This is a genomic window from Bradyrhizobium sp. 17 (assembly GCF_023073515.1).
Classification (GTDB): domain Bacteria; phylum Pseudomonadota; class Alphaproteobacteria; order Rhizobiales; family Xanthobacteraceae; genus Bradyrhizobium; species Bradyrhizobium canariense_D.
In genome coordinates this window covers 114073-136230 of sequence record NZ_JADPJQ010000098.1, presented here as the reverse complement: position 1 = coordinate 136230, position 22158 = coordinate 114073, and the positions used below count along the sequence as shown (strand labels likewise).

27 protein-coding genes are annotated in these 22158 nt (G+C 65.2%); 19 read left to right on the top strand and 8 right to left on the bottom strand.

Going from position 1 to position 22158, the window contains the following annotated elements; genetic code table 11:
- Positions 1 to 112: 112 nt before the first annotated feature.
- The 5 genes from ccmA to IVB13_RS18430 all read left to right on the top strand — a co-directional run bounded on the left by ccmA (position 113) and on the right by IVB13_RS18430 (position 3341).
- On the top strand, positions 113 to 715 hold the full coding sequence (gene ccmA / locus IVB13_RS18450; protein WP_026233883.1) for a heme ABC exporter ATP-binding protein CcmA: 603 nt from the start codon (positions 113 to 115) through the stop codon (positions 713 to 715).
- 274 nt (positions 716 to 989) lie between these two features.
- The gene (gene ccmB, locus IVB13_RS18445; RefSeq protein WP_018459818.1) at positions 990 to 1658 is read left to right on the top strand and encodes a heme exporter protein CcmB; all 669 of its coding nucleotides are present in this window, start codon (positions 990 to 992) and stop codon (positions 1656 to 1658) included.
- Between the two features lie 91 nt (positions 1659 to 1749).
- Positions 1750 to 2538 (top strand): heme ABC transporter permease, encoded by a 789-nt coding sequence (locus tag IVB13_RS18440; RefSeq protein ID WP_018459817.1) that lies wholly within the window; start codon positions 1750 to 1752, stop codon positions 2536 to 2538.
- Positions 2535 to 2720: a heme exporter protein CcmD gene (gene ccmD, locus IVB13_RS18435; protein WP_018459816.1), complete on the top strand. Its 186-nt coding sequence runs from the start codon at positions 2535 to 2537 to the stop codon at positions 2718 to 2720. Before IVB13_RS18440 ends, ccmD begins: the two co-directional genes overlap by 4 nt.
- 24 nt (positions 2721 to 2744) lie before the next feature.
- Positions 2745 to 3341 carry a DsbE family thiol:disulfide interchange protein gene (locus IVB13_RS18430; RefSeq protein ID WP_247489943.1) on the top strand — a complete coding sequence of 199 codons (597 nt, stop codon included), beginning with the start codon at positions 2745 to 2747 and terminating at the stop codon, positions 3339 to 3341.
- A 179-nt stretch (positions 3342 to 3520) separates the two neighbouring features.
- On the opposite strand, the gene IVB13_RS18425 is transcribed toward IVB13_RS18430, so the two are convergent.
- Both IVB13_RS18425 and ftsY read right to left on the bottom strand, forming a co-directional pair.
- Entirely contained in the window at positions 3521 to 4123 is a 603-nt protein-coding gene (locus IVB13_RS18425) for a septation protein A (protein ID WP_007598838.1), read from the bottom strand.
- A 3-nt stretch (positions 4124 to 4126) separates the two neighbouring features.
- Entirely contained in the window at positions 4127 to 5074 is a 948-nt protein-coding gene (ftsY, locus tag IVB13_RS18420; RefSeq protein ID WP_018459814.1) for a signal recognition particle-docking protein FtsY, read from the bottom strand.
- A 60-nt stretch (positions 5075 to 5134) separates the two neighbouring features.
- Between ftsY and IVB13_RS18415 the strand changes: the two genes are divergently transcribed.
- Both IVB13_RS18415 and IVB13_RS18410 read left to right on the top strand, forming a co-directional pair.
- On the top strand, positions 5135 to 5836 hold the full coding sequence (locus IVB13_RS18415; RefSeq protein WP_026233882.1) for an RNA pseudouridine synthase: 702 nt from the start codon (positions 5135 to 5137) through the stop codon (positions 5834 to 5836).
- A 136-nt stretch (positions 5837 to 5972) separates the two neighbouring features.
- Entirely contained in the window at positions 5973 to 7082 is a 1110-nt protein-coding gene (locus IVB13_RS18410) for a DUF2336 domain-containing protein (RefSeq protein WP_247295774.1), read from the top strand.
- 162 nt (positions 7083 to 7244) lie between these two features.
- On the opposite strand, the gene mtaB is transcribed toward IVB13_RS18410, so the two are convergent.
- Both mtaB and dapF read right to left on the bottom strand, forming a co-directional pair.
- Complete coding sequence (gene mtaB / locus IVB13_RS18405) at positions 7245 to 8498, bottom strand: tRNA (N(6)-L-threonylcarbamoyladenosine(37)-C(2))-methylthiotransferase MtaB (RefSeq protein ID WP_247489942.1); 1254 nt, start codon at positions 8496 to 8498, stop codon at positions 7245 to 7247.
- The gene (dapF, locus tag IVB13_RS18400; RefSeq protein ID WP_018459810.1) at positions 8498 to 9373 is read right to left on the bottom strand and encodes a diaminopimelate epimerase; all 876 of its coding nucleotides are present in this window, start codon (positions 9371 to 9373) and stop codon (positions 8498 to 8500) included. The genes mtaB and dapF overlap by 1 nt, the downstream gene beginning before the upstream one ends.
- A gap of 220 nt (positions 9374 to 9593) precedes the next feature.
- Between dapF and IVB13_RS18395 the strand changes: the two genes are divergently transcribed.
- Together IVB13_RS18395 and IVB13_RS18390 are read left to right on the top strand one after the other, a co-directional pair.
- Positions 9594 to 10367, top strand: a complete 774-nt coding sequence (locus IVB13_RS18395) for a GyrI-like domain-containing protein (protein WP_247489940.1) — start codon at positions 9594 to 9596, stop codon at positions 10365 to 10367.
- A gap of 5 nt (positions 10368 to 10372) precedes the next feature.
- A complete protein-coding gene (locus IVB13_RS18390; protein ID WP_018459808.1) occupies positions 10373 to 11092 on the top strand; it encodes an SIMPL domain-containing protein in 720 nt (239 codons plus the stop codon).
- Between the two features lie 88 nt (positions 11093 to 11180).
- On the opposite strand, the gene IVB13_RS18385 is transcribed toward IVB13_RS18390, so the two are convergent.
- Complete coding sequence (locus IVB13_RS18385; protein ID WP_018459807.1) at positions 11181 to 12245, bottom strand: MBL fold metallo-hydrolase; 1065 nt, start codon at positions 12243 to 12245, stop codon at positions 11181 to 11183.
- Between the two features lie 330 nt (positions 12246 to 12575).
- Here IVB13_RS18385 and ffh point away from each other — a divergent pair, with 330 nt between their 5' ends.
- The 7 genes from ffh (at position 12576) to IVB13_RS18350 (ending at position 18500) form a co-directional block, all read left to right on the top strand.
- Positions 12576 to 14123: a signal recognition particle protein gene (gene ffh / locus IVB13_RS18380; RefSeq protein ID WP_018459806.1), complete on the top strand. Its 1548-nt coding sequence runs from the start codon at positions 12576 to 12578 to the stop codon at positions 14121 to 14123.
- Positions 14124 to 14209: 86 nt separating this feature from the next.
- Positions 14210 to 14542: a 30S ribosomal protein S16 gene (gene rpsP / locus IVB13_RS18375; protein ID WP_007598827.1), complete on the top strand. Its 333-nt coding sequence runs from the start codon at positions 14210 to 14212 to the stop codon at positions 14540 to 14542.
- 9 nt (positions 14543 to 14551) lie between these two features.
- Positions 14552 to 15097 carry a ribosome maturation factor RimM gene (gene rimM, locus IVB13_RS18370; protein WP_018459805.1) on the top strand — a complete coding sequence of 182 codons (546 nt, stop codon included), beginning with the start codon at positions 14552 to 14554 and terminating at the stop codon, positions 15095 to 15097.
- A 118-nt stretch (positions 15098 to 15215) separates the two neighbouring features.
- A complete protein-coding gene (gene trmD, locus IVB13_RS18365; RefSeq protein ID WP_018459804.1) occupies positions 15216 to 15971 on the top strand; it encodes a tRNA (guanosine(37)-N1)-methyltransferase TrmD in 756 nt (251 codons plus the stop codon).
- Between the two features lie 110 nt (positions 15972 to 16081).
- A complete protein-coding gene (gene rplS / locus IVB13_RS18360; RefSeq protein WP_018459803.1) occupies positions 16082 to 16465 on the top strand; it encodes a 50S ribosomal protein L19 in 384 nt (127 codons plus the stop codon).
- A 323-nt stretch (positions 16466 to 16788) separates the two neighbouring features.
- The gene (leuC, locus tag IVB13_RS18355) at positions 16789 to 18195 is read left to right on the top strand and encodes a 3-isopropylmalate dehydratase large subunit (RefSeq protein WP_026233880.1); all 1407 of its coding nucleotides are present in this window, start codon (positions 16789 to 16791) and stop codon (positions 18193 to 18195) included.
- A gap of 95 nt (positions 18196 to 18290) precedes the next feature.
- The gene (locus tag IVB13_RS18350) at positions 18291 to 18500 is read left to right on the top strand and encodes a hypothetical protein (protein ID WP_018459800.1); all 210 of its coding nucleotides are present in this window, start codon (positions 18291 to 18293) and stop codon (positions 18498 to 18500) included.
- 53 nt (positions 18501 to 18553) lie between these two features.
- Here IVB13_RS18350 and IVB13_RS18345 read toward each other — a convergent pair whose 3' ends face one another.
- The 3 genes from IVB13_RS18345 to IVB13_RS18335 all read right to left on the bottom strand — a co-directional run bounded on the left by IVB13_RS18345 (position 18554) and on the right by IVB13_RS18335 (position 19873).
- Complete coding sequence (locus IVB13_RS18345; RefSeq protein ID WP_026233879.1) at positions 18554 to 19114, bottom strand: hypothetical protein; 561 nt, start codon at positions 19112 to 19114, stop codon at positions 18554 to 18556.
- A gap of 159 nt (positions 19115 to 19273) precedes the next feature.
- Positions 19274 to 19534, bottom strand: a complete 261-nt coding sequence (locus tag IVB13_RS18340) for a hypothetical protein (RefSeq protein ID WP_026233878.1) — start codon at positions 19532 to 19534, stop codon at positions 19274 to 19276.
- Positions 19535 to 19591: 57 nt separating this feature from the next.
- On the bottom strand, positions 19592 to 19873 hold the full coding sequence (locus IVB13_RS18335; RefSeq protein WP_018459797.1) for a hypothetical protein: 282 nt from the start codon (positions 19871 to 19873) through the stop codon (positions 19592 to 19594).
- A gap of 154 nt (positions 19874 to 20027) precedes the next feature.
- On the opposite strand from IVB13_RS18335, the gene IVB13_RS18330 reads away from it, so the two are divergent.
- The 3 genes from IVB13_RS18330 to IVB13_RS18320 all read left to right on the top strand — a co-directional run bounded on the left by IVB13_RS18330 (position 20028) and on the right by IVB13_RS18320 (position 22063).
- Entirely contained in the window at positions 20028 to 20429 is a 402-nt protein-coding gene (locus IVB13_RS18330; RefSeq protein WP_026233877.1) for a metallopeptidase family protein, read from the top strand.
- 106 nt (positions 20430 to 20535) lie between these two features.
- Positions 20536 to 21141: a 3-isopropylmalate dehydratase small subunit gene (gene leuD, locus IVB13_RS18325; RefSeq protein ID WP_018459795.1), complete on the top strand. Its 606-nt coding sequence runs from the start codon at positions 20536 to 20538 to the stop codon at positions 21139 to 21141.
- 136 nt (positions 21142 to 21277) lie between these two features.
- On the top strand, positions 21278 to 22063 hold the full coding sequence (locus tag IVB13_RS18320; RefSeq protein ID WP_018459794.1) for a hypothetical protein: 786 nt from the start codon (positions 21278 to 21280) through the stop codon (positions 22061 to 22063).
- The last annotated feature ends 95 nt before the right edge of the window (positions 22064 to 22158 follow it).

The window sequence follows — 22158 nt, the reverse complement described above, 5'->3', positions numbered from 1 at the left end:
ACCGCGCCGCCACAGCCACAATCGTGCCGCGGCAATCCGCGAGCCAAAAATTCCCATACGCTACCCCAAGTTTTCCTGAGGCCTGGCTTTGAGCGGATCGATACGAGGCAAGATGCAGCTTTCCGGACGCGGGGTCAGTTGCGTGCGGGGCGGGCGCGAGGTGTTTTCCGCGCTCGATTTCGAGGCCGGCTCCGGCGAAGCCGTGGCGGTCGTCGGCCGCAACGGATCGGGCAAGACCTCGCTGCTGAGGCTGATCGCGGGCCTGCTCATTCCGGCGAGCGGCACGATCGCGCTGGACGGGGGTGACGCCGAGCTGACGTTGCCGGAGCAATGCCACTATCTGGGTCATCGCGACGCCCTGAAGCCAGCCCTGAGCGTGGCGGAGAATCTGACGTTCTGGGCCGATTTTCTCGGCGGCGAGCGTTTCGACACCGGCAAGGGACTCGCCACCGTCGGGCTCGACCATGCCGCCGATCTGCCCGCCGCCTTCCTGTCCGCCGGCCAGCGCCGCCGGCTGTCGCTGGCCCGCCTGCTCACCGTCCGCCGCCCCGTCTGGCTGTTGGACGAGCCGACCACGGCGCTCGATGTCGCGGGACAGGACATGTTTTCCGGATTGATGCGCGGGCACTTGGCGCGCGGCGGCCTGATCGTCGCCGCCACCCATGCCCCGCTCGGGATCGATTCGCGGGAGCTGCGGATCGGGGGTGCGGCGTGATTCGGGTCGACCCTCAGGTTTCCAAGCGGCCGAACTCCGCCCTCTCCGTTCCCTCCCCCCTTGTGGGGGAGGGTCAGGGAGGGGGGTGCCACACGGCGCACTCTCTCGGTTCTCGCGTTCGGCAGGCGGGCGCTCCGTTGCTAGCAGCCCGCACCCAAGAACCATCTTCCTCGGGGCTACCCCCCTCCCCCGCCCTCCCCCACAAGGGGGGAGGGAGCGCAGCTCGCCCGGCGCAACCGGCCGACGCTGCCTCCTCACCTCTGGGAGCAGTGGCATGACCGCCCTGTCTGCCCTCATCCGCCGGGATATCCGGATCGCGCTCCGCGTCGGGGGCGGGGCGTTGATTGGCGTGCTGTTCTTTCTGACCGTGGTGGTGCTGATGCCGTTTGCTGTGGGGCCGGACCTGGCACTGCTGTCGCGGCTCGGACCCGCCATCCTGTGGCTGGGGGCGCTGCTGGCGAGCCTGCTGACCCTGGACCGGCTGTTCATGGCCGACCACGAGGACGGCTCGCTCGACCTGATCACGATGAGCCGGACCCCGCTGGAACTCGCCTGCGCGTCGAAAGCGCTGGCGCATTGGCTGGCCGCCGGCCTGCCGCTGATCGTCGCAACCCCCGTGCTCGGCCTGCTGCTCAACCTCGACATGGTCGCAACCGGTGCTGTGGCGCTGACACTGCTCGCCGGCACCCCGGCGCTGACATTTACCGGGATGGTCGGTGCGGCGCTGGCGGTGACGCTGCATCGTGGCGGCTTGCTGATAGCTGTCCTGGTGCTGCCGCTGTCGATACCGGTGCTGATCTTCGGCGTCGCAGCCTCGCAGGCGGCGATCGTCGGACCCATGACGTTCGGCGCGCCGTTCTCGATCCTGTGCGCGCTGTCGCTGGTCAGTCTCGTGATCGGCCCCTTCGCGGCTGCGGCGAGCCTGAAGCATGGGCTGGATTGAGATGGGCTGGACTGACCTTGACCCCGATCAACTTTCGCTGCGGACTTTCGTGCTGATTGCGTGAGCGCTTACCGGTGATTATCAGGATACCATGACGCTGATCGACCTCGCCAACCCCACACGGTTCCTCGCGCTGACGGCGCGGCTGCTGCCATGGCTTGCGGCCGCGACCATCATCCTGCTCGCGATCGGGCTCTATCAGTCTGCCACCGCACCCGACGACTATCAGCAGGGCGCGACGGTAAAGATCATGTTCATCCACGTGCCTAATGCCTGGCTGTCGATGTTCGTATGGGGCGTGATGAGCATTGCCTCGCTCGGCACGCTGGTGTGGCGGCATCCGCTTGCCGACGTCGCCGCCAAAGCGGCCGCCCCGATCGGCGCCAGCTTCACCTTCCTTGCGCTGCTCACGGGCTCGCTGTGGGGCCGGCCGATGTGGGGCACCTATTGGGAATGGGACGCGCGGCTGACCTCGGTGCTGATCCTGTTCCTGATGTATCTCGGCCTGATGGCGCTGTGGCGCGCGGTCGACGAGCCCTCCCGCGCGGCGCGCGCCGCCGCCGTGCTGACCCTAGTCGGCGCCATCAACCTGCCCATCATCAAGTTCTCGGTCGACTGGTGGAACACGCTGCACCAGCCGGCCTCGGTGATGCGGATGGGCGGCTCGTCGCTCGACAGATCATTCCTGATTCCGTTGCTGGTGATGGCGGTCGCGTTTACCCTGCTGTTCGTCACGCTGCATCTGGCTGCGATGCGCAACGAGATTTTGCGACGGCGCGTGCGGTCCCTGCAGATGATGCAGGCGAGCCGTGTGGCGTTTGCAGAAGTCGGCACCGGCTCGCGTGAAGGCAGCACGTCAAAAGAAGCTGGGGCTGCATGATCATGTCGCTCGGTCCCTATGCGTCTTTCATCGTGACATCCTATGCCGCGGCCGCCCTTGTGGTCGTGATCCTGATCGGCTGGATCGTGCTCGATCATCGTAGCCAGACACAGCGCCTGCGCGAGCTCGAGCGCAGCGGCGTGACCCGCCGCTCCGGCCGTAGCGCGACGGATCGGCCATGAGAGATCGAGCATGAGAGATCAATCATGAGCGAGCAATCGACGTCCGCTCCGCCGCAGCGCCGCACCTTCCTGATGGCGCTGCCGCTGATCGCCTTCATCGGCTTGGCGCTGCTGTTCTGGTTCCGGCTCGGCAGCGGCGATCCCTCGCGAATACCGTCTGCGCTGATCGGACGCCCCGCGCCGCAAACCACGCTGCCGCCGCTCGAGGGATTGCAGGCTGACAATGTGCAGATCCCCGGCCTCGATCCCGCCGCGTTCAAGGGCAAGGTCAGCCTCGTCAATGTCTGGGCGTCCTGGTGCGTGCCGTGCCACGACGAGGCGCCGCTGCTGACCGAATTGGCAAAAGACAAGCGCTTCCAGCTCGTCGGTATCAACTACAAGGATGCCGCCGACAATGCGCGGCGCTTCCTGGGGCGCTACGGCAACCCGTTCGGCCACGTCGGCGTCGATGCCAACGGCCGCGCCTCGATCGAATGGGGTGTCTATGGCGTGCCGGAGACCTTTGTCGTCGGTCGCGAAGGCACCATCGTCTACAAGCTGGTGGGACCGATCACGCCGGAGAATTTGCGGACGGTGCTGTTGCCGCAGATGGAGAACGCGTTGAAGGCGGCGGGGAGCTAGCTCTGTCGTCAGTGTGAGCGAAGGACCCAACCCCAAACACCGCTGTCATGCCCCGGCTTGACCGGGGCATCCAGTACGCCGCGGCCTCTCCGTATCTCACAACCGTCTCTGGAATACTGGATCGCCCCGGCGATGACAGTTGAGTGTGTGGCCGCAACCGGCAATGATGAGTTGAGAGCTCAACCCTTCCTCACATCGCCCGCCTCGGCCTCGCTCGCTTCCAGCGACGCCGGCTCGAGGTGATAGCGCTTGGTCAGCGGCATCTGGGCGATGGCGAAGATCATGGTGATCGGCGTGACGCCGAACACCTTGAAGTTGACCCAGAAGTCGGTGCTCTGGGTGCGCCAGACGATCTCGTTCAACACCGCCATGCCGGCGAAGAACAGCGCCCAGCGCAGCGTCAGGATGCGCCAGCCCTGCGGCGTCAAATTGAACATCTGGTCGAACATGACGGCGATGAAGGAGCGGCCGAACAACAGGCCGCCGCCGAGGATCGCGGCGAACAAAGCGTAGATGATGGTCGGCTTGAGCTTGATGAAGGTCTCGTCGTGGAGCACCAAGGTCAGCGTGCCGAACACCAGCACGATGACGCCCGTCACGATCGCCATGATCGGAATGTGGCGCGTCACCACATAGGAGGCGATCATCGCCGCGACGATCGCGACCATGAAGGCGCCGGTCGCTGCGAACAGATTGAACTTCGCATTGACGAAGAAGAACACGAGCAGCGGGCCGAGCTCGGTCGCAAGCTTGAACAGCGGATGCGGCTGGGTCTTGTCCATTCTTCAGCTTTCGATTCCGGCAATGGCGCGGGCGAAATCACGCGCGGTGAACGGCGCGAGATCGTCGACGCCTTCGCCGACGCCGATGAAATGCACCGGCAGTTTGAATTTCTCCGCGAGCGCCACCAGAATGCCGCCGCGGGCGGTGCCGTCGAGCTTCGTCATCACGAGACCGGTGACCCCTGCGGTGCGATGGAAGGCCTCGACCTGCGACAGCGCGTTCTGGCCGACAGTGGCGTCCAGCACAAGCAGCACCGCATGCGGTGCAGTCGCGTCCACCTTGCGGATGACGCGCACGACCTTTTCGAGCTCGTTCATCAGCTCGGCCTTGTTCTGAAGCCGCCCGGCGGTGTCGATCAGGAGCAGGTCGACGGCCTGCTCCTTCGCCGCCGTCAGCGCGTTGAAGGCGAGGCTCGCCGAATCCGAGCCTTGCGCGCCTGATATGACGGGCGTCCTGGTGCGCTCGCCCCAGACCTTGAGCTGTTCGATCGCCGCCGCGCGAAAGGTGTCGCCGGCGGCCAGCATCACCTTGCGGCCTTCGGACGCGAATTTTTGCGAGAGTTTTCCGATGGTGGTGGTCTTGCCGGAGCCGTTGACGCCGACCACGAGGATGACGAACGGCTTCTTGCCGGCGTCGATCTCGAGCGGCTTCGCCACCGCCGCCAGCACCTTCTCGACCTCGGTCGCGACGACGTCCTTGACCTCGTCCGCCGAGATCGCCTTGTCGTAGCGTCCCGTGCCAACCGCATCCGCGATCCGCACCGCGACCGAGGTGCCGAGGTCGGCGCGCAGCAGCACGTCCTCGATATCGTCGAGCATGGCGCGGTCGAGCTTGCGCTTGGTGACGAGGTCGGCGACCGCGGTCCCGAGCGAGGACGAGGTGCGCTTCAGCCCGTCGGACAGGCGGCGCCACCAGCTCAGCTTGGGGGTCTCGGGGGTGGTATCGTTCATGGTGGCGGTGTGTTAGCCGTTCCGGCTCGCAAACGAAAGTCTTGACCGAAAGTCCTGCAATTGCTCGATGTTCCCGAATTGACGGCCGACGAAATCCTGGCGCGCGTGCTCCATCGCGACGGATTGATGCTGGTCATCGACAAGCCGGCCGGCCTGCCGGTGCATCGCGGACCCAAGGGCGGTGCCAATCTGGAAACCTCCTTCGAGGCGCTTCGTTTCGGCCTGCCGCGGCCGCCGGTGCTGGCCCACCGGCTGGACAAGGACACCTCGGGTTGCCTCGTGCTCGGCCGCCATCGCAAGGCGACGGCGTCGCTCGGCCTGCTGTTCAAGCATGGCAAGATCGGCAAGACCTACTGGACCATCGTCGAGAGCGGCCCCACCGAGGACGAAGGCACCATCGACATGCCGCTCGGACGGCTGAACGCCGAGCGAGGCTGGTGGCAGAAGCCCGATCCCGAGGGCCAGAAGGCCATCACCAACTGGAAGGTGATGGGCCGGGGCGATGGCCTGACCTGGCTCGCCATGGAACCGGTGACCGGGCGGACCCATCAATTGCGGGTGCATTCGTCGGCGACCGGCTGGCCGATCTTCGGCGACAACATTTACGGCAACGGCCCGCGCTTCGGCGAGCCGAAGCTGCACCTGCATTCCCGCGAGATCGTGGTACCGATCTCCCGCAACAAGGAGCCGGTCCGCGTGGTGGCGCCTGCCCCGCCCCACATGCACGAGCGGCTCCGCGCCTGCGGGTGGAACGGGGAGTAGCCCGACTGCTCGCCCCTCATGGTGAGGAGGCCGCGCAGCGCCCCCTATAGTTTACGAAACGTTCAGTGCTCGTCTCTAATGATAGCGGTTGCTTAGAACAAGCTTCCGTCAATCTGCTCAGGACGAGCTGCGCGTCATGTCCACGGCCGAGTTATCGATCATCGACGAGGTCGAGTCCGCGCTTCGGACTGGCTCGGCGGAAAAGGGCCTGGCAACAGCCCGCCGCGTCACCGACCTGTTCCTGTCCTCCGCCGGCAGTTTCGACGACGAGCAGATCGCACTGTTTGACGACGTGCTCGATCGCCTGATCGGCACCATCGAGCTCCGCGCCATCGCCGACATGGGCGCGCGCGTAGCGCTCGCCGAGATCAGCGCGCAGCTCGCGCCGATCGCGCAGGCGCCGCCATCGGTCATTCGCCGCCTCGCCAACAATGACGAAATCCGCATCGCTGGTCCCGTGCTGCAGGAATCCGCGCGCCTCGACGACGGCGCGCTGGTGCAGATCGCATCATCCAAGGGCGAGCCGCATCTGCTCGCGGTCGCCGGACGCTGGTGGCTGAAGGAGATCGTCACCGATGCATTGCTGGCGCGACGTTATCCCAGCGTCAGCCGGCGGCTCGCCGCCAATCCCGGCGCGCGCGTCTCCGGAAGCGGATTTGCCGTCATCGTCGGACAGGCGGAGGCCGATCCCGAGCTCGCTGTCAGCGTCGGCGTCCGCGTCGATTTGCCGTCAGACCTGCGCCGTCAATTGCTGCGCTCGGCGAGCGAGGCCGTGCGGACCCGCCTGTTGTCGCGCGCGCCGCCGCATCTGTTCGAGGAGATCCAGAGCGCGATCGCCGCAGTCACCGTCGGTGTCGAGCGCGAGATGTCGGGTGTCCGCGATTTCGAAGGCGCCAAGCGCGCCGTCGCAGGTCTCAGGGCGACCGGCCAGCTCAGCGAAGCGACGCTGCTCGGCTTCGCAACACAGCGCCGTTATGAAGAAGCGGTGGCCGCATTGGCGGCATTGTCGGGATCGACTGTCGAAGTCATCCGCCCGCTGATGCAAAGCCTGCGCGAGGACGGCCTGCTGGTGCCGTGCAAGGCAGCGCAGCTCAGCTGGGAAACCACCGCCGCCGTGCTCGAAAGCCGCTTTGCGAGCGGCGCGATGAAGCCGGCCGATATCGCAAGGGCTCAAAGCCATTACGCGCGCATGACCCCGGAGAATGCGCGGCGGACGCTGCGCTTCTGGCAGGTGCGGGCGTTGTAGTTTTTCCCTCTCCCCTTGTGGGAGAGGGTGGCTCGCCGCGCAGCGGCGAGACGGGTGAGGGGTCTCTCTCCGCGAGTCCACATTGAGTTGAGTACGCGGAAGCAACCCCTCATCCGGCGCTTCGCGCCACCTTCTCCCACAAGGGGAGAAGGGAAGGAAGCATCACACCGTCAGCCGCGCGCCATCGCGACCGGCAATCCGCAGCGACACCACACTCCCCACACGCTCGCCCGCAATCGCCACCGGCAGATAATGCTCCGTCCGTCCCTGACCGTCGCTCTCGATCAGCACCTCACGCGTGGCGCCTATCTCGGCTTGCAGCCGCTGCAGGAGCGCGGTCTCACCGGCCGAGCGCAGCCGCTTCGCACGCTCCTTGATTGCACCGCCCGCCACCTGTGGCATCCGCGCGGCCGGCGTGCCGGGACGCGGCGAATAGGGGAAGACGTGGAGGAACGTCAGGCCGCATTGCTCGACCAGATCGAGCGAGCGCGAGAACATCTCCTCGGTCTCGGTCGGAAAGCCCGCGATGATGTCGGCCCCCAGCGCGATATCCGGGCGCAGCCGGCGGACCTGGTCGCAGAACGCGATGGCGTCGCCGCGCGTATGCCGCCGCTTCATGCGCTTCAAGATCATGTCGTCGCCGGACTGCAGCGACAGGTGCAGATGCGGCATCAGCCGCGAATCCTCAGCAATTGCATCCAACAGATCGCTGTCCGCCTCGATCGAATCGATAGAGGAGATGCGCAGGCGCCTCAGCTCCGGCACATGCCGCAAAATCTGCTTCGTCAGCATGCCGAGCTTGAGCGTGCCCGGCAGGTCAGTGCCGTAGCTGGTGAGGTCGACGCCCGTCAGCACGATCTCGGCATGGCCGCGCTCGGCCAATGCCCGGACCTGATCGACCACGGCGCCCATCGGCACCGAGCGCGAATTGCCGCGCCCGAACGGAATGATGCAAAAGGTGCAGCGATGGTCGCAGCCGTTCTGCACCTGCACGAACACGCGGGGCAGCCCGCTCGCAAAGCCGTCGATGAGATGCGGCGCCATCTCCTTCACCGCCATGATGTCGCTGACGGCGATTTTTTCGCTCGTACCGAGATCGAACGCCGTACGCGCCTCGCGCCACGCAGACGACCGCATCTTGTCGTCATTGCCGACGACGCGATCGACCTCGGCCATCTCGGCGAACATGCCGCTTTGCGTCTGCGCCGCGCAACCGGTGACGACGATGCGCGCTCCCGGCCGCTCGCGCTTCAATTTGCGGATCGACTGCCTCGCCTGCGCCACCGCTTCGTTGGTGACGGCGCAGCTGTTGATGACGATGGCATCTGAAAGGCCCGCGCCCTCGGCCTCGCGGCGGATCACCTCGGCCTCGAAAGCATTGAGGCGGCATCCGAAGGTGACGATGTCGACGCTCATCACCCGACCGGCGCGAACAGCGCCGGATCGAAACGGCCTTCATATTCGAAGGTCGCCGTGCCCGTCATCAGCACGTGATCGTCGCGCTCGCGCCATTCGATCCCGAGCTTGCCGCCGGGCAGCGTGATCTCGACATTGCGCTCGGCGCGCTTCAGCCGCGCCGCCGCGACCGCCGTGGCACATGCGGCCGAGCCGCAGGCCCTGGTCAGGCCGGCGCCGCGCTCCCAGGTGCGGATCGTGATGTGCTGGGGATCGACGATATGGGCTAGCGTGATGTTGGCGCGCTCCGGGAAGATCGGATGGTTCTCCAGCAGCGGACCGAAACGCTCGAGGTCGTAGGCGTTGACGTCATCGACCCAGAAGATCGCATGCGGATTGCCCATGCTGACCACCGAGGGCGAATGCAGGATCGGATTGTCGATCGGGCCGATCTGCAATTCGATGTAGCGGGTGTCACGAAATTCCTGGTCGAGCGGAATGTCCTGCCAGCCGAACTTCGGCGCGCCCATGTCCACCGTATAAAGATCCGGCGCCGGACCCTGCCAGGCATTGAGCAGGCCCGCGGCCGTCTCGAACGTTGCCGTGCTCTGGCCGGTCTTTTCGAAGATGCGCCGCACGACGCAGCGCATGCCGTTGCCGCAGGCGCCGGCCTCGGAGCCGTCTCTGTTGTAGATGCTGATGAACGCTTCGGTGCCGTCGAAGCGCGGCTTCTGCAGCACCATGAGTTGGTCGTAGGGCACGCCGCCTCGCGGCGATGCCACCGCGCGGGCATCGTCCGGGGTGACCTTTGAGGTGGAATCGCGCATGTCGACAACGACGATCTCGTTGCCGATGCCGTTCATCTTGGCAAATGCGTGGTTGGCCAGCGCGCTCATGAAAATTCCCGAATTTCGCCTGCCTTATATGGCGATCCTTGGCCCTCTTGGCCAGTGATTTGCCGACAAGAGCCAGGACGCTGCCATGACGCATCTGTCATGGGACGAATTCGGCGCTCGCGTGTTAGAACGGCGCAATTCGCGCGATCCGGGACATGCGGCCGGGCTAAGGCTTCGGGGACGTAAGGCCTTGGCGGATAAGCTATTGGGGAGAATAAAAATGTTCAGGTTTCGTCGTCTCGTTTTGGCCGCGCTGATCCCGGCAGCGGCCTTGTCGTTTAGTCTGTCCGCCACGCTGGCCCAAACGCCGAGCCCGGCACCGGCCGCATCAGCGAGCCCCTCGCCGGCCCCGTCGGCTTCGCCCGCCCCGGCCGCGAGCGCTGCCCGCGTCGCCACGCCCTCGCCGGCGGCCAGCGCCACGCCAAGCCCTGCAACGTCCCCTGCAACCTCGCCCTCGCCAGCCGCCAGTGCGTCACCCAGCCCGGCCACTCCGCCCCCGGCTGCCGCCGCGACGCCGGCTCCCGTGCAGACGGCCGATCCTTTCGGCCAGGAGACCACGCTCGAGTCCAAGAAGGTTTTGATGGTCAAGGGCACTGCCAATTGGGACTCGGCCTTCGACACGCTGATTGACGCCTTCAAGGCGCTGAACACGCTGCTGGACAAGCAGGGCATCAAGCACGCCGGCAATTCGATGATCGTCTACACCTCGACCGACGACACCGGCTTCACCTTCCTAGCCGAGATCCCGGTCGAGCAGGACCCGAAGAACCTGCCCAAGGACATGAGCGTCGGCAAATCGCCGGAGGGCAAGGCGCTGAAATTCGTTCATCGCGGCTCCTACGACAACATGGACAACACCTATGAGGCGATCACCAATCATCTCGACGACAAGAAGCTGGAAGCCAAGGACACCTTCATCGAGGAATACCTCACCGATCCCCTGAAGACGGCGGAGGACAAGCTCGTGATCAATGTTTTCGTGCCGCTGAAGTGAAACCGATGAAAAAGCCTGCCATCCTTTTGACCTCCCTTGTTGCGTCCTTTGCCGCCACGATGCTGGCAACGCCTGCGCTCGCCGACGATTTTCCGTCCGCGATTTCGGTGAGCGGCGAAGCCACGATCTCCGCCGCGCCTGATCTGGCGCAGATCGACGCCGGCGTCGCCAACGACGCCAAGTCTGCGAAGGAAGCCTCCGACGCCAACAACGCCGCGATGGGCAAGGTGCTGCTGGCGCTGAAGGGCGCAGGCATTGACGAGAAGGACTACCAGACCTCGCGGCTGTCGCTGCAGCCGCAATACGGCCAGAACAAATCCACCGGCGCCTCGCCCGTGGTCGGCTTCCGCGCCTCAAACCGCGTCACCGTGAAGATCCGCGACGTGACCAAGGTCGCCGCCATCATCGACACGCTGGTCGGCGCCGGCGCCAATGATATCGGCAACATCTCCTTCGAGGTTACGCAGGCCTCGAAACTGCTCGACGATGCCCGCGAGAAAGCTGTCGCAGACGCCCGCCGCAAAGCGGAGATCTACGCCAAGGCGACCGGCGTCACGCTGGGTGCACCGCTCAGCGTCTCCGAAGGCGGCGCCCCGATGCCGCTGTTCAAGGGACGCATGGCCGCAGCTCCCATGGCCGTACCGCAGGCCGCGGTCGCGCCGGGCGAGGAAACGCTAGCGGTGACGGTGAATGTGAGCTGGGCGATCAAGGCGAAAGAGCAGTAGGGGCAGCTGCCGCTACAGACTCCATTGTCGTCCCGGCCGCAATTGCGCACTAGGCCGGGACGACAGCGGGTTCGAAGCGACGGCGAAGCTAGATCTCCACCACCTGCCCCGGCTTCATCGCCACAAATCTTTCCTGCGGAACCTTCGCGGCATCGAGCGCCTCGACCAGCGCTTTCGCCGGCGCATCGATTGCTTCATCGGTCAGCTGAAACGTGCCGTGGTGATGCCCGAGTGCGGCTTGCGCGCCGCAATCCGCGAGCGCCTTCACCGCGTCTTCCGGGTTCATGTGCTGGTCGTGCATGAACCAGCGCGGCTCATAGGCGCCGATCGGGAGGATCGCCAGGCGGAGCGGCCCGTGCCTCTCGGCGACGCGGCGGAAATGCCCGCCATCGCCGTAGCCGGAATCGCAGACGACGTAGATTTTCCCCGCAGGCGTCTCCAGCACGAAACTCGCCCACAGCGCCTTGTTGCGATCGAACATGCCGCGCGCCGACCAGTGCCGGGTCGGCACCAGGGTCACGGCGATACCGCCGCCGAGCTCGACGCGATCATGCCAGTCGAACGCTTCCACCTTGATCGTCGCATCGGTGCTGCGCATCGTGACGTCATTGCCGAGCGGGGTCACCACACGCGGCGCAAAATTCTTGGCGAGCCGCGACAGCGTCGCCATGTCGAGATGATCGTAATGGCCGTGCGAGACCAGCACGACATCGATCTTCGGCAGCTTGTCGAACGCAATGCCGGGATCGTTGTGCCGTTTCGGCCCGGCGAAGCTGACGGGCGAGACCCGCGTCGACCAGACGGGATCGACGAGAATATTGAGGCCGCCGGTCTGGATCAGCCAGCTGGCGTGGCCGACGAAAGAGAGCCGCACCTTGTCGCCGTGGACGCGGTCGGGCGGGGCGTCGGCATGGGGGCTCGGCGCCCAATCCGGCCAAGTCGCGCGCTGCCGCTTGCCGCCGAATTGCCAGCGCAGGACCTCACGAAGCGATTTCGGCGGCACGCCGTCCGGATCGAAGAAGTTCAGGCCGTCGAAATGGTCGGAGACCGGGCCGTCATAGGTTTTCATGCGGGACATCCAAAGGGAGGGCACGCCGACCAATGCGCCGGCACCGGCGAGCAGTCCGAAAAGGCGGCGGCGGGTGATCGGCACGGAACTGGCTTCAAAGATGGTCGGAGGGGGAGGACATCACCGCTATATGGGCGGGGTCTGCGGAAAAGGAACCCGCCGCCGGAAAGTTCATCTTTTCAAGGCTTTGCCTTCCAAAGCAGCCCCGGCCACCCTAACTTTCCTTGACTTTCGGGCGTCAGCGGCGTTTAACCCCGGCACTTCTCGGAAAGGCTTTCTTTTCGACCCGCCGACTGGTCCCAGAGGCCAGAGGCCAACGCCCGACAGCGCGATGCGCCCTCGGGCGTGAAGGTGTTTGGATTTCTGCTCCCTCGCCCCGCGCTTGCGGGGAGAGGTGAAAAAAGGACAACGGCATTGTTCGACAATCTGTCGGAACGGCTTGGCGGCATTCTCGATCGTCTGACGGGGCGCGGTGCGCTGACCGAAAAGGACGTCGACGCCGCGATGCGCGAAGTGCGCCGCGCACTGCTGGAAGCCGACGTCGCGTTAGAGGTGGTGCGCAGCTTCACCGAGCGGGTCCGCGAGCAGGCGATCGGCGCCACCGTCGTCAAGTCGGTGACGCCAGGCCAGATGGTGGTCAAGATCGTCCATGACGAGCTGATCAACACGCTCGGCGCCGAAAGCCAGACCATCGACATCAATTCCGTGCCGCCGGTGCCGATCATGATGGTCGGTCTGCAAGGCTCCGGCAAGACCACCACCACCGCAAAGCTCGCCCGTCGCATGGTCCAGCGCGACAAGCGCAAGGTGCTGATGGCGTCGCTCGACATCTACCGTCCCGCGGCGATGGAGCAGCTGGCCGTCCTGGGCCGCGATCTCGACATTCCGACGCTGCCGATCGTCGCCGGCCAGCAGCCGGCGCAGATCGCGAAGCGCGCGCTCGAGGCCGGCAAGCTCGGCGGCTACGACGTCGTGCTGCTCGACACTGCCGGCCGTACCACGCTCGACGAAGAGATGATGGCGGAAGCGGCAGCGATCAAAGCCGCCGCCAATCCGCATGAAGTGCTGCTGGTGGCGGACAGCCTCACCGGCCAGGACGCCGTCAATCTCGCTCGCGCCTTCGACGAGCGCGTCGGCCTCACCGGTATCGTGCTGACGCGCGTGGACGGCGACGGCCGCGGCGGCGCCGCGCTGTCGATGCGCGCGGTCACCGGCAAGCCGATCAAGCTGCTCGGCACCGGCGAAAAGACCGATGCGCTGGAGGATTTCCATCCTGATCGTATCGCCGGCCGCATCCTCGGCATGGGCGACGTGGTCTCGCTGGTCGAACGCGCTGCCGCCAACATCGATGCCGAAAAGGCCGCGCGCACCGCCGAGCGCATGCGCAAGGGTCAGTTCGACCTCAACGACATGCGCGAGCAGCTGTTGCAGATGGCCAATATGGGCGGCATCAGCGGCCTGATGGGCATGATGCCCGGCATCGCCAAGATGAAGAACCAGATCGCGGCCGCCGGCATCGACGACAAGATTTTGAAGCGCCAGGTCGCGGTGATTGATTCGATGACGCGCGACGAGCGCCGTCATCCCGATTTGCTCAAGGCCAGCCGCAAGAAGCGCATCGCCGCAGGTTCCGGCCAGAGCGTCGAGCAGGTCAACAAGCTGCTCAAGATGCACCGGAACATGGCCGATATGATGAAGGCCATGGGCTCCGGCAAGCGCGGTCCGCTCGCGGGCATAGCGCAGGCGATGGGCTTTGGCGGCGGCATGAAGCCGCCTTCGCCGGAAGAGATGAAGGCGCTGCAGGAGAAGATGCAGGGTGGCGGCGGACAGGGTCTGCCCAGCCTGCCGAAGGATCTACCTGCCGGGCTGCGCCAGGGTCTGCCGAACGTTCCGGGCCTGACCGGGCTGAGCGGCAAGCCGATGCTGCCGGGTCTCGGCGGTTTCCCTGGCAAGAAGAAATGAGGAATTCGTCGCGGGAGATCGCAGCGGTCTCGCGCAACGCGGAATACCAATCAACCGAACAAAACGTACTTTGAAGGAGAACTTAGATGTCCGTCGTTATCCGTCTCGCCCGCGCTGGCACCAAGAAGCGTCCCGTCTATCACGTCGTCGTCGCCGATTCGCGCTTTCCGCGCGATGGCCGCTTCATCGAGCGTCTCGGCTATTTCAACCCGCTGCTGCCGAAGGACAACGAGACCCGGCTGAAGCTCGACATGGACAAGGTGAAGGCCTGGCTCGCCAAGGGCGCGCAGCCGTCGGACCGTGTATCGCGCTTCCTCGACGCCGCCGGCGTCAAGAAGCGCGAAGTGCGCAACAACCCCGAGAAGGCCGTGCCGCGCAAGGAGCGCAAGGCGCAGGCCGAAGCCGCCGCGAAGGGTTAAGGCCAGATCATGCCGGCGCTGGTCTGCGTCGCGCGGATCGGCGCCGCGCATGGTGTGCGCGGCGCGGTCAAACTGTGGACCTTCACGGAAGATCCGTTTGCCGTGCGGAGCTACGGTCTGCTTTCGTCCAAGGACGGCAAGCGCCAGTTCGAGGTCGCAACGGCGCGCGCGGCCAAGGATCATCTGGTTGCAACGTTCAAGGGCGTCACGACTCGCGATGAGGCCGAGCGCCTCAACGGCATCGAGCTCTACGTCGCGCGCGAAAAGCTGCCCGCGACGGACGAGGGCGAATATTACCACACCGATCTGATCGGGCTCGCCGCCGTCACCATGGCCGGCGATGCGCTCGGCCGCGTGCTCGCGATCCACAATTTCGGCGCCGGTGACATCATCGAGATTGCGCCGCCCACAGGCACCACGATGCTGCTGCCGTTCACCGATGCGGTGGTGCCGGAGGTCGACATCGCCGGCGGCCGCGTCGTGATCGCGCTGCCGCAGGAGATCGCGGGCGAGGATCCCTCCCCGGGTCGTCCCGGCGAAGGCCGAGACCCATAACCACAGTGCCAGAATTTTTAGCTAAGCTGATCGCGCCAGCCGTCGCCAAACGAAGTGCGGTGGTTCTGGGTCCCGGATCTGCGCTCCGCTTGTCCGGGACGACAATAACTGAGATCCGATGACCAACCCCTCACCCTGGCGCGCGACGGTGCTGACGCTGTTTCCGGAGATGTTTCCGGGGCCGCTGGGCGTGAGCCTGGCCGGCCGGGCGCTGGCTGGCGGGCTCTGGGAGCTGGAGGCGCGGGACATCCGGGCCTCGGCCACCGACCGCCACCGCAGTGTCGATGACACCCCGGCCGGCGGCGGACCGGGCATGGTGCTTCGGGCCGATGTTCTGGCGGCCGCGATCGATGCCGCCGGGATCGGGCCGGACCGGCCGAAACTGCTGATGAGCCCGAGGGGTCGGCCATTGACCCAGGCCCGGGTTCTCGAACTCGCCAAGGGCCCGGGTCCTCTGATCGTCTGCGGGCGGTTCGAGGGGGTGGACCAGCGCGTGATCGACGGGCGGGGCCTGGAGGAGGTCTCGATTGGGGATTACGTCCTCTCCGGCGGCGAAATCGCGGCCTTGGCCCTGATCGACGCCTGTGTTCGGCTGCTTCCGGGCGTGATGGGCAAGGAGGCCTCGGGAACCGAGGAAAGCTTCTCGGACGGCCTGCTCGAATACCCCCAATACACCCGGCCGCAGCGGTTCGAGGGAACCCCGATTCCGGAGATCCTGACCTCCGGTGACCATGCCAAGGTCGCCAGCTGGCGGCGGGAGGAATCCGAGGCCCTGACCGCGGCCCGGCGACCGGATTTGTGGGCCCGGATCCCGAGCAAAGTCCCGAATCGGGGCGGACGCCAAAAAACGCCAAAAAACAAGACAGACGGGTGACAAACGCTCCGGCTTGCCTTATAGCAGCGGCCACATCCGCAATGGCTGGATAAACGAATTTCGCGCAGCCCCCGTTTTCCAAGGCTGGGCGCGCCGATGGAGATTTACCCATGAACCTGATCCAACAGCTCGAAAAAGAGCAATTCGACAAGCTCTCCGCCAACAAGGAGATTCCGGAATTCGGCCCCGGCGATACCGTGATCGTCAACGTGAAGGTCGTCGAAGGCGACCGCACCCGCGTGCAGGCCTATGAAGGCGTTTGCATCGGCCGTTCCGGCGGCGGTCTCAACGAGAGCTTCACGGTGCGCAAGATTTCGTACGGCGAAGGCGTGGAGCGCGTGTTCCCGGTGATGTCGCCGATGATCGACTCGATCAAGGTGGTGCGCCGCGGCAAGGTGCGTCGCGCCAAGCTCTATTATCTCCGCAACCTTCGCGGCAAGTCGGCCCGCATCGTCGAGAAGAAGCAGGACCGTCCGGCTGCCGTCAACGAGTAAGCTCCGCTTACAGGCGAGTTTCCAAAAGCGCGGGGCCAACCCCGCGCTTTTTTGTTGCGTCAGCCGTGCGCGTCAAAGCCCTCGCGATTCCGGTTCGGCCTGCTATATATTCTTGGAATGTTTCCAGATTTGACCAGCCTCTCGCCCGTCAAGCGCGTCGTCATCGACGATCGCTCGCGGCTGCCTGGCCGGTTCTTCGGACGCTTCGCGACCTCGGCAACGTCAGAGCTTACGCGCGCAGCCTAAAAGCTGCGCTGACGATTTTGTTGCCCGCGCGCTATCCGCGCAACCCGCTCTACACAACATTCCTGGAGCTGACGCTCATGTCCAAGCCGACCACATTGTACGACAAGATCTGGAACGACCATCTGGTGCACGAAGCCGAGGACGGCACCTGCCTGCTCTATATCGATCGCCATCTGGTGCACGAGGTCACTTCACCGCAGGCGTTCGAAGGCTTGCGCGCCACCGGACGCAAGGTGCGCGCGCCGGAGAAGACGCTGGCCGTCGTCGACCACAACGTGCCGACCACCGACCGCACCAAGCCGAACCCCGACCCTGAAAGCATCGAGCAGATCAAGGCACTGGCCGACAACGCCCGGGAATTCGGCATCGAATATTACGACGAGTTCGACAAGCGTCAGGGCGTCGTCCATGTCATCGGCCCCGAGCAGGGCTTTACGCTGCCCGGCACCACCATCGTCTGCGGTGACAGCCACACCTCGACGCATGGTGCGTTCGGCGCGCTCGCGCACGGCATCGGCACGTCGGAAGTCGAACATGTGCTGGCGACGCAGACGCTGATCCAGAAGAAGGCGAAGAACATGCGCGTCACTGTCGACGGCAAATTGCCGGATGGCGTGACGGGCAAGGACATCATCCTCGCCATCATCGGCGAGATCGGCACCGCGGGCGGTACCGGCTACGTGCTCGAATACGCCGGCGACGCGATCCGTGCGCTCAGCATGGAAGGCCGCATGACGGTCTGCAACATGTCGATCGAAGGCGGTGCACGCGCCGGACTGGTCGCGCCGGACCAGAAGGCGTTCGACTTCCTGCGCGGCCGCCCGAAGGCACCGAAGGGCGCCGACTGGGACGCGGCGATGCGTTACTGGGAGAAGCTGCGCTCGGACGAGGGCGCGCATTTCGACCACGAGCTGCGGCTCGATGCCGCGAAGCTGCCGCCGATCGTGACCTGGGGCACGAGCCCTGAAGACGTGATCTCGGTCACCGGCAGCGTGCCCGATCCCGACAAGATCGCGGACGAGGCCAAGCGCCTGTCGAAGCACCGCGCGCTGAAATACATGGGCCTGACCGCGGGGACGAAGATCACCGACATCAAGCTCGACCGCATCTTCATCGGCTCCTGCACCAACGGCCGGATCGAGGATCTGCGCGCCGCCGCCAAGATCGCGGAAGGCAAGCAGGTCGCAGGCGGCGTCAACGCCATGGTCGTGCCGGGCTCCGGCCTCGTGAAGGAGCAGGCCGAGGCTGAAGGTCTGGACAAGATCTTCATCAAGGCCGGCTTCGAATGGCGCGAGCCCGGTTGCTCGATGTGCCTCGCGATGAACCCCGACAAGCTGGCTCCGGAAGAGCGCTGCGCCTCGACCTCGAACCGCAACTTCGAGGGCCGCCAGGGCTTCAAGGGCCGCACCCATCTGGTGTCGCCGGCGATGGCCGCAGCCGCTGCGATCGCGGGTCACTTCGTCGACATCAGGGAGTGGCGGTAAGCTGCTCCCTGCAATTTGAGTGATTGCGGCAAACCGCCGTTAATCGGCAGCGCCGACACTGTGTCCTCGCGAGCGTTTCGCGAGGACACCAGCTCATGGCCAGCAAGCCTGAATATGTCGATCTGATCAGCGCGGCGACGCCCCAGCACCGGCGGCGCGCGGCACCGCTGCGCATGGTCGCCAAGCCCGAGGTCGAGGAGGCCTCGAAGCTCAGCCGCTGGCCGCCGGCGATGTTCAAGCAATGGAAGCTGGAGAACCTCACGCGCTGGACGTCGGCGACGTGGAAACTGAAGGATTGGCTTTAGGCCACCGGATGAACAAGGGCGCCGTCGAGGCGCCCTTTTCATTTCGGTCGTGCTTACCAATAGCGATACGGATGGTGCCAGCGATGCCAGCGGCAGACGCGGCGCGGGCCGTAATAGGTCCAGATGACCCGGCAGCGGCGCGGATGGCTGTAATAGGGATAGTAGCCGCCATAGTAGCGCCGGTGGAAATGGCGATGGCCGTAATAGGCGGGACGATAGATGCCGTAGCGATGGAATCCGCCTCCGCCATAGTGGCGAACTCCGCCGTAACGATAGCCGCCGCCATGAAAGGCGGGTGCGGCCCGGAAGCCACCAGCGTGGAAACCACCGCCGCGGAAGCCACCGATATGTCCTCCGCCACCGTGGAAGCCGCCTCCACCGTGGAAACCGCCGCCGCCATGAAAGCCGCCGCCATGTCCACCACCACCGCCGCCGCCGTGGCGAACCTGGATCATGTCGTCACTTGCGGCCTTCGCCGCAGGCAACGCGGTCGGATTGACTGGTGTCATCGCTTCAGCGCGGCGCGTCGTGCCGGCCGACAACATCAGCGTCGCGGCGGCCGCAATTCCGAGCAAGCGCATCCGGCTTGCCTTGAGACCCAATATCCTCAGCATCGACTTCTCCCTGAATCTGGACAGCGGAGTTGCGACGCTCGCTCCCGGCTCGCGTCATCCGTGTTCATTGGCGGTCGCTCCCGAGATTAAATTACGGACAGCGACGTGAACCCATCATGAATGAACGGCATTCCGCGGAAGCGCCTGCAGGCTAGTGCATCACCGCCACGGTCCATAGCCGAACACGAATGGCGCCGGCACGGCATAGGGATAGGGGCGGTAGAAGACCGGCCGCGCGTAATAATGCGGATCAGGACGCGGAGCGTAATGCATGATGTCGGGCCGCACATGTCGCCCTCCGTCGAACGCCGCGCGCCCTGCCGAGGCATCCGGCAGCTTCGTCACCCTATGCGCTGCAAAAGCGTGAGGCAGGCCTGCGGCAAGTCCGGCAGCGACGGCCAACGCGATCCATCTCATCATGACGGCCTCTGCCTGCAACATGGCGCTTCATCGGCGCGCGACGGCATCGCGCTCGTATCAGCCCCGGCGCCAGTAGCAGCTCATATGCGGCACGATCACCGTGCCGCTCGGGCGATATTCCTGCACATAGGTGGCGTTGCACTCGCGGACCGCATCGGGACCGGGATTGTAGCGGGGATAGACGCCATCCGGACTGTAATAGGGCGTGACGCGCAGGCGCGCCGGGGTCCGCTTGCGCGGCGGCGGCAGATCGTCTCGCGAGGCCGCTTGGGCCAGCCTGATCCCGGGAGCCGCGGTCTGGGCCTCCGCGCCAACGCAAAACTGCGAAAACAACCCCATGCACAGTAGCGTCAGCGCTGTTTTCGCTCGCATTTTTCTGCCCACCTGAACGTCCACTTCGAGGCCTACGCTCCCCGTTTTGACGGCGCTCGTCAACCTCGCCGCGCTTATAAAGCCGGATGCATCGCCGCGAAACCCACGCTATGAGAAGCCCATGTGGACGGAATTGAAAGCGCCCTCGCTGGCCGAGATGGAAGCGATGGCGCATGAAGTGTTCGAACGCCTGCCGGCGGAGTTTCGTAGGCTGTGCGAGGGCGTGATCATCCGCGTCGACGACTTCCCCACCGAGGAAGTCCTGGACGAGATGGCATGCGAGAGCGAGTTCGACCTGCTCGGCCTGTTCCAGGGCGTCGGCCTGCCGCAGCAGAGTTTTGCCGACGTGGCGCGGCTGCCCAACATGGTCTGGCTCTACCGCCGGCCGATCCTGGATTACTGGGCCGAGCACGACGAAAGCCTCGGCCATATCGTTCGCCACGTCCTGATCCACGAGATTGGCCATCATTTCGGCCTGTCGGACGACGATATGTCCGCGATCGAGGCTCAAGAGCCGGGTTGAGCAGAGAGCCCGGTTAGGCAGACGAGATCTGCCGAATTCGGCCTAGGATTTCCGCCCCGATCGCGATAAATACCGGTTCCCTAGACCATCCCGGGAAAGCGCAACCATGGACAAGTTCACCACGCTGGAAGGCGTCGCGGCGCCGCTGAAGATCATCAATGTCGACACCGACATGATCATTCCGAAGCAGTACCTCAAGACCATCAAGCGCACCGGCCTTGGCAAGGGGCTCTTCTCCGAGCAGCGCTACAAGGACGACGGCAGCGAGAACCCCGATTTCGTCCTCAACCAGCCCGCCTATCGCAACGCGAAGGTGCTGGTCGCCGGCGACAATTTCGGCTGCGGCTCGAGCCGCGAGCACGCGCCCTGGGCGCTGCTCGACTTCGGCATCCGCTGCGTGATCTCGACCTCGTTCGGCGACATCTTCTACAACAACTGCTTCAAGAACGGCATTCTGCCGATCCGCGTGGCCCAGGAAGACCTCGACAAGCTGTTCGACGACGCCGAGCGCGGCGCCAACGCGACGCTGACGATCGACCTGCCGAACCAGGAGATCCGCGGTCCCGACGGCGGCAAGGTCAAGTTCGAGATCGACCCGTTCCGCAAGCACTGCCTGATCAACGGCCTCGACGACATCGGCCTGACGATGGAGAAGAAGGCCTCGATCGACACCTATGAGGACAAGCTAAAGCGCGAACGCGCCTGGGCCTGATCTCAAGTTTTTGTTCAAGCCCCGGTGCTACAAGCGCCGGGGCTTTTTCTTTGTTCTGATTATCCCGTATCTTTCGAGCATGATCTTGTCGGAAAACCGCTGCACACTTTTCCGGATCATGCTCTAAGCTCCGCGCATGCTGCCCGACATCGTCACCTTCTGGCACGGCCCGATGGACGCCTTGCGCCAGACCTGTCTGCGCTCGCAGCTGGCTGCCGGCCACAAGGTCACGGTCTACAGTTTTGACACCATTCCCGGCCTGCCCGCAGGCGTCGAGAATGCCGATGCCGAAGCTATCCTGCCACATGCGTTCTCCGAACGATTGCGACCGCCGCAGCCGGACGGCAGCTGGCGCGACTGGACCACGCTTCAGTTCAGCGACTTCTTCCGCATGAAGCTGATGGCGAAGGACCTCGGCCTCTGGCTCGACGCCGACGTGCTGCTGCTCAGGCCCGTCGAGATCGATCCGGCAAAGCCCTATTTCGCGTGGGAGCGGCCGCGCCAGCTCGGCAACTCCGTGATTTACCTTCCACCTGAACACGGCATCGTTGCCGCTTTCGAAGAGCTGATGGAGCAGGAGGAGCTGACGCCGAACTGGCTGTCGCTGCGCCATCGCGTCACGTTTGCGATGCGCCGCCTGCGCGGCGGCTCGAACCGCCTCTCCGACATCCGCGTCGCGATCTTCGGGCCGGCGGCACTCACCGCGCTCGCGCGCCGCACCGGCGAGCTGCACTGCGCCTTGCCGAAGCAATCGTTCTACGCCGTGCATGCCGAGCCAAAACTGTTCTTCGATCCCTCGAGCTATCTCGGCCTCGTCACCGACCGCGACATCATCGGCCTGCATATCTCGCCCAAGGGCCGCGGCGGTGAGAAGCCGATCCCGGGCAGCCTGTATGCGTGGGCGGCGGAGCGGTTCGCATAATTTTCTCCGCTGTGCGGCGCTCTCGCGCCCGGACGCAGCGCAGCGCGAAGCGGTGCTTTGCTGAGCCGGGGCCCAGCGATGCGGCGAGATGGCTC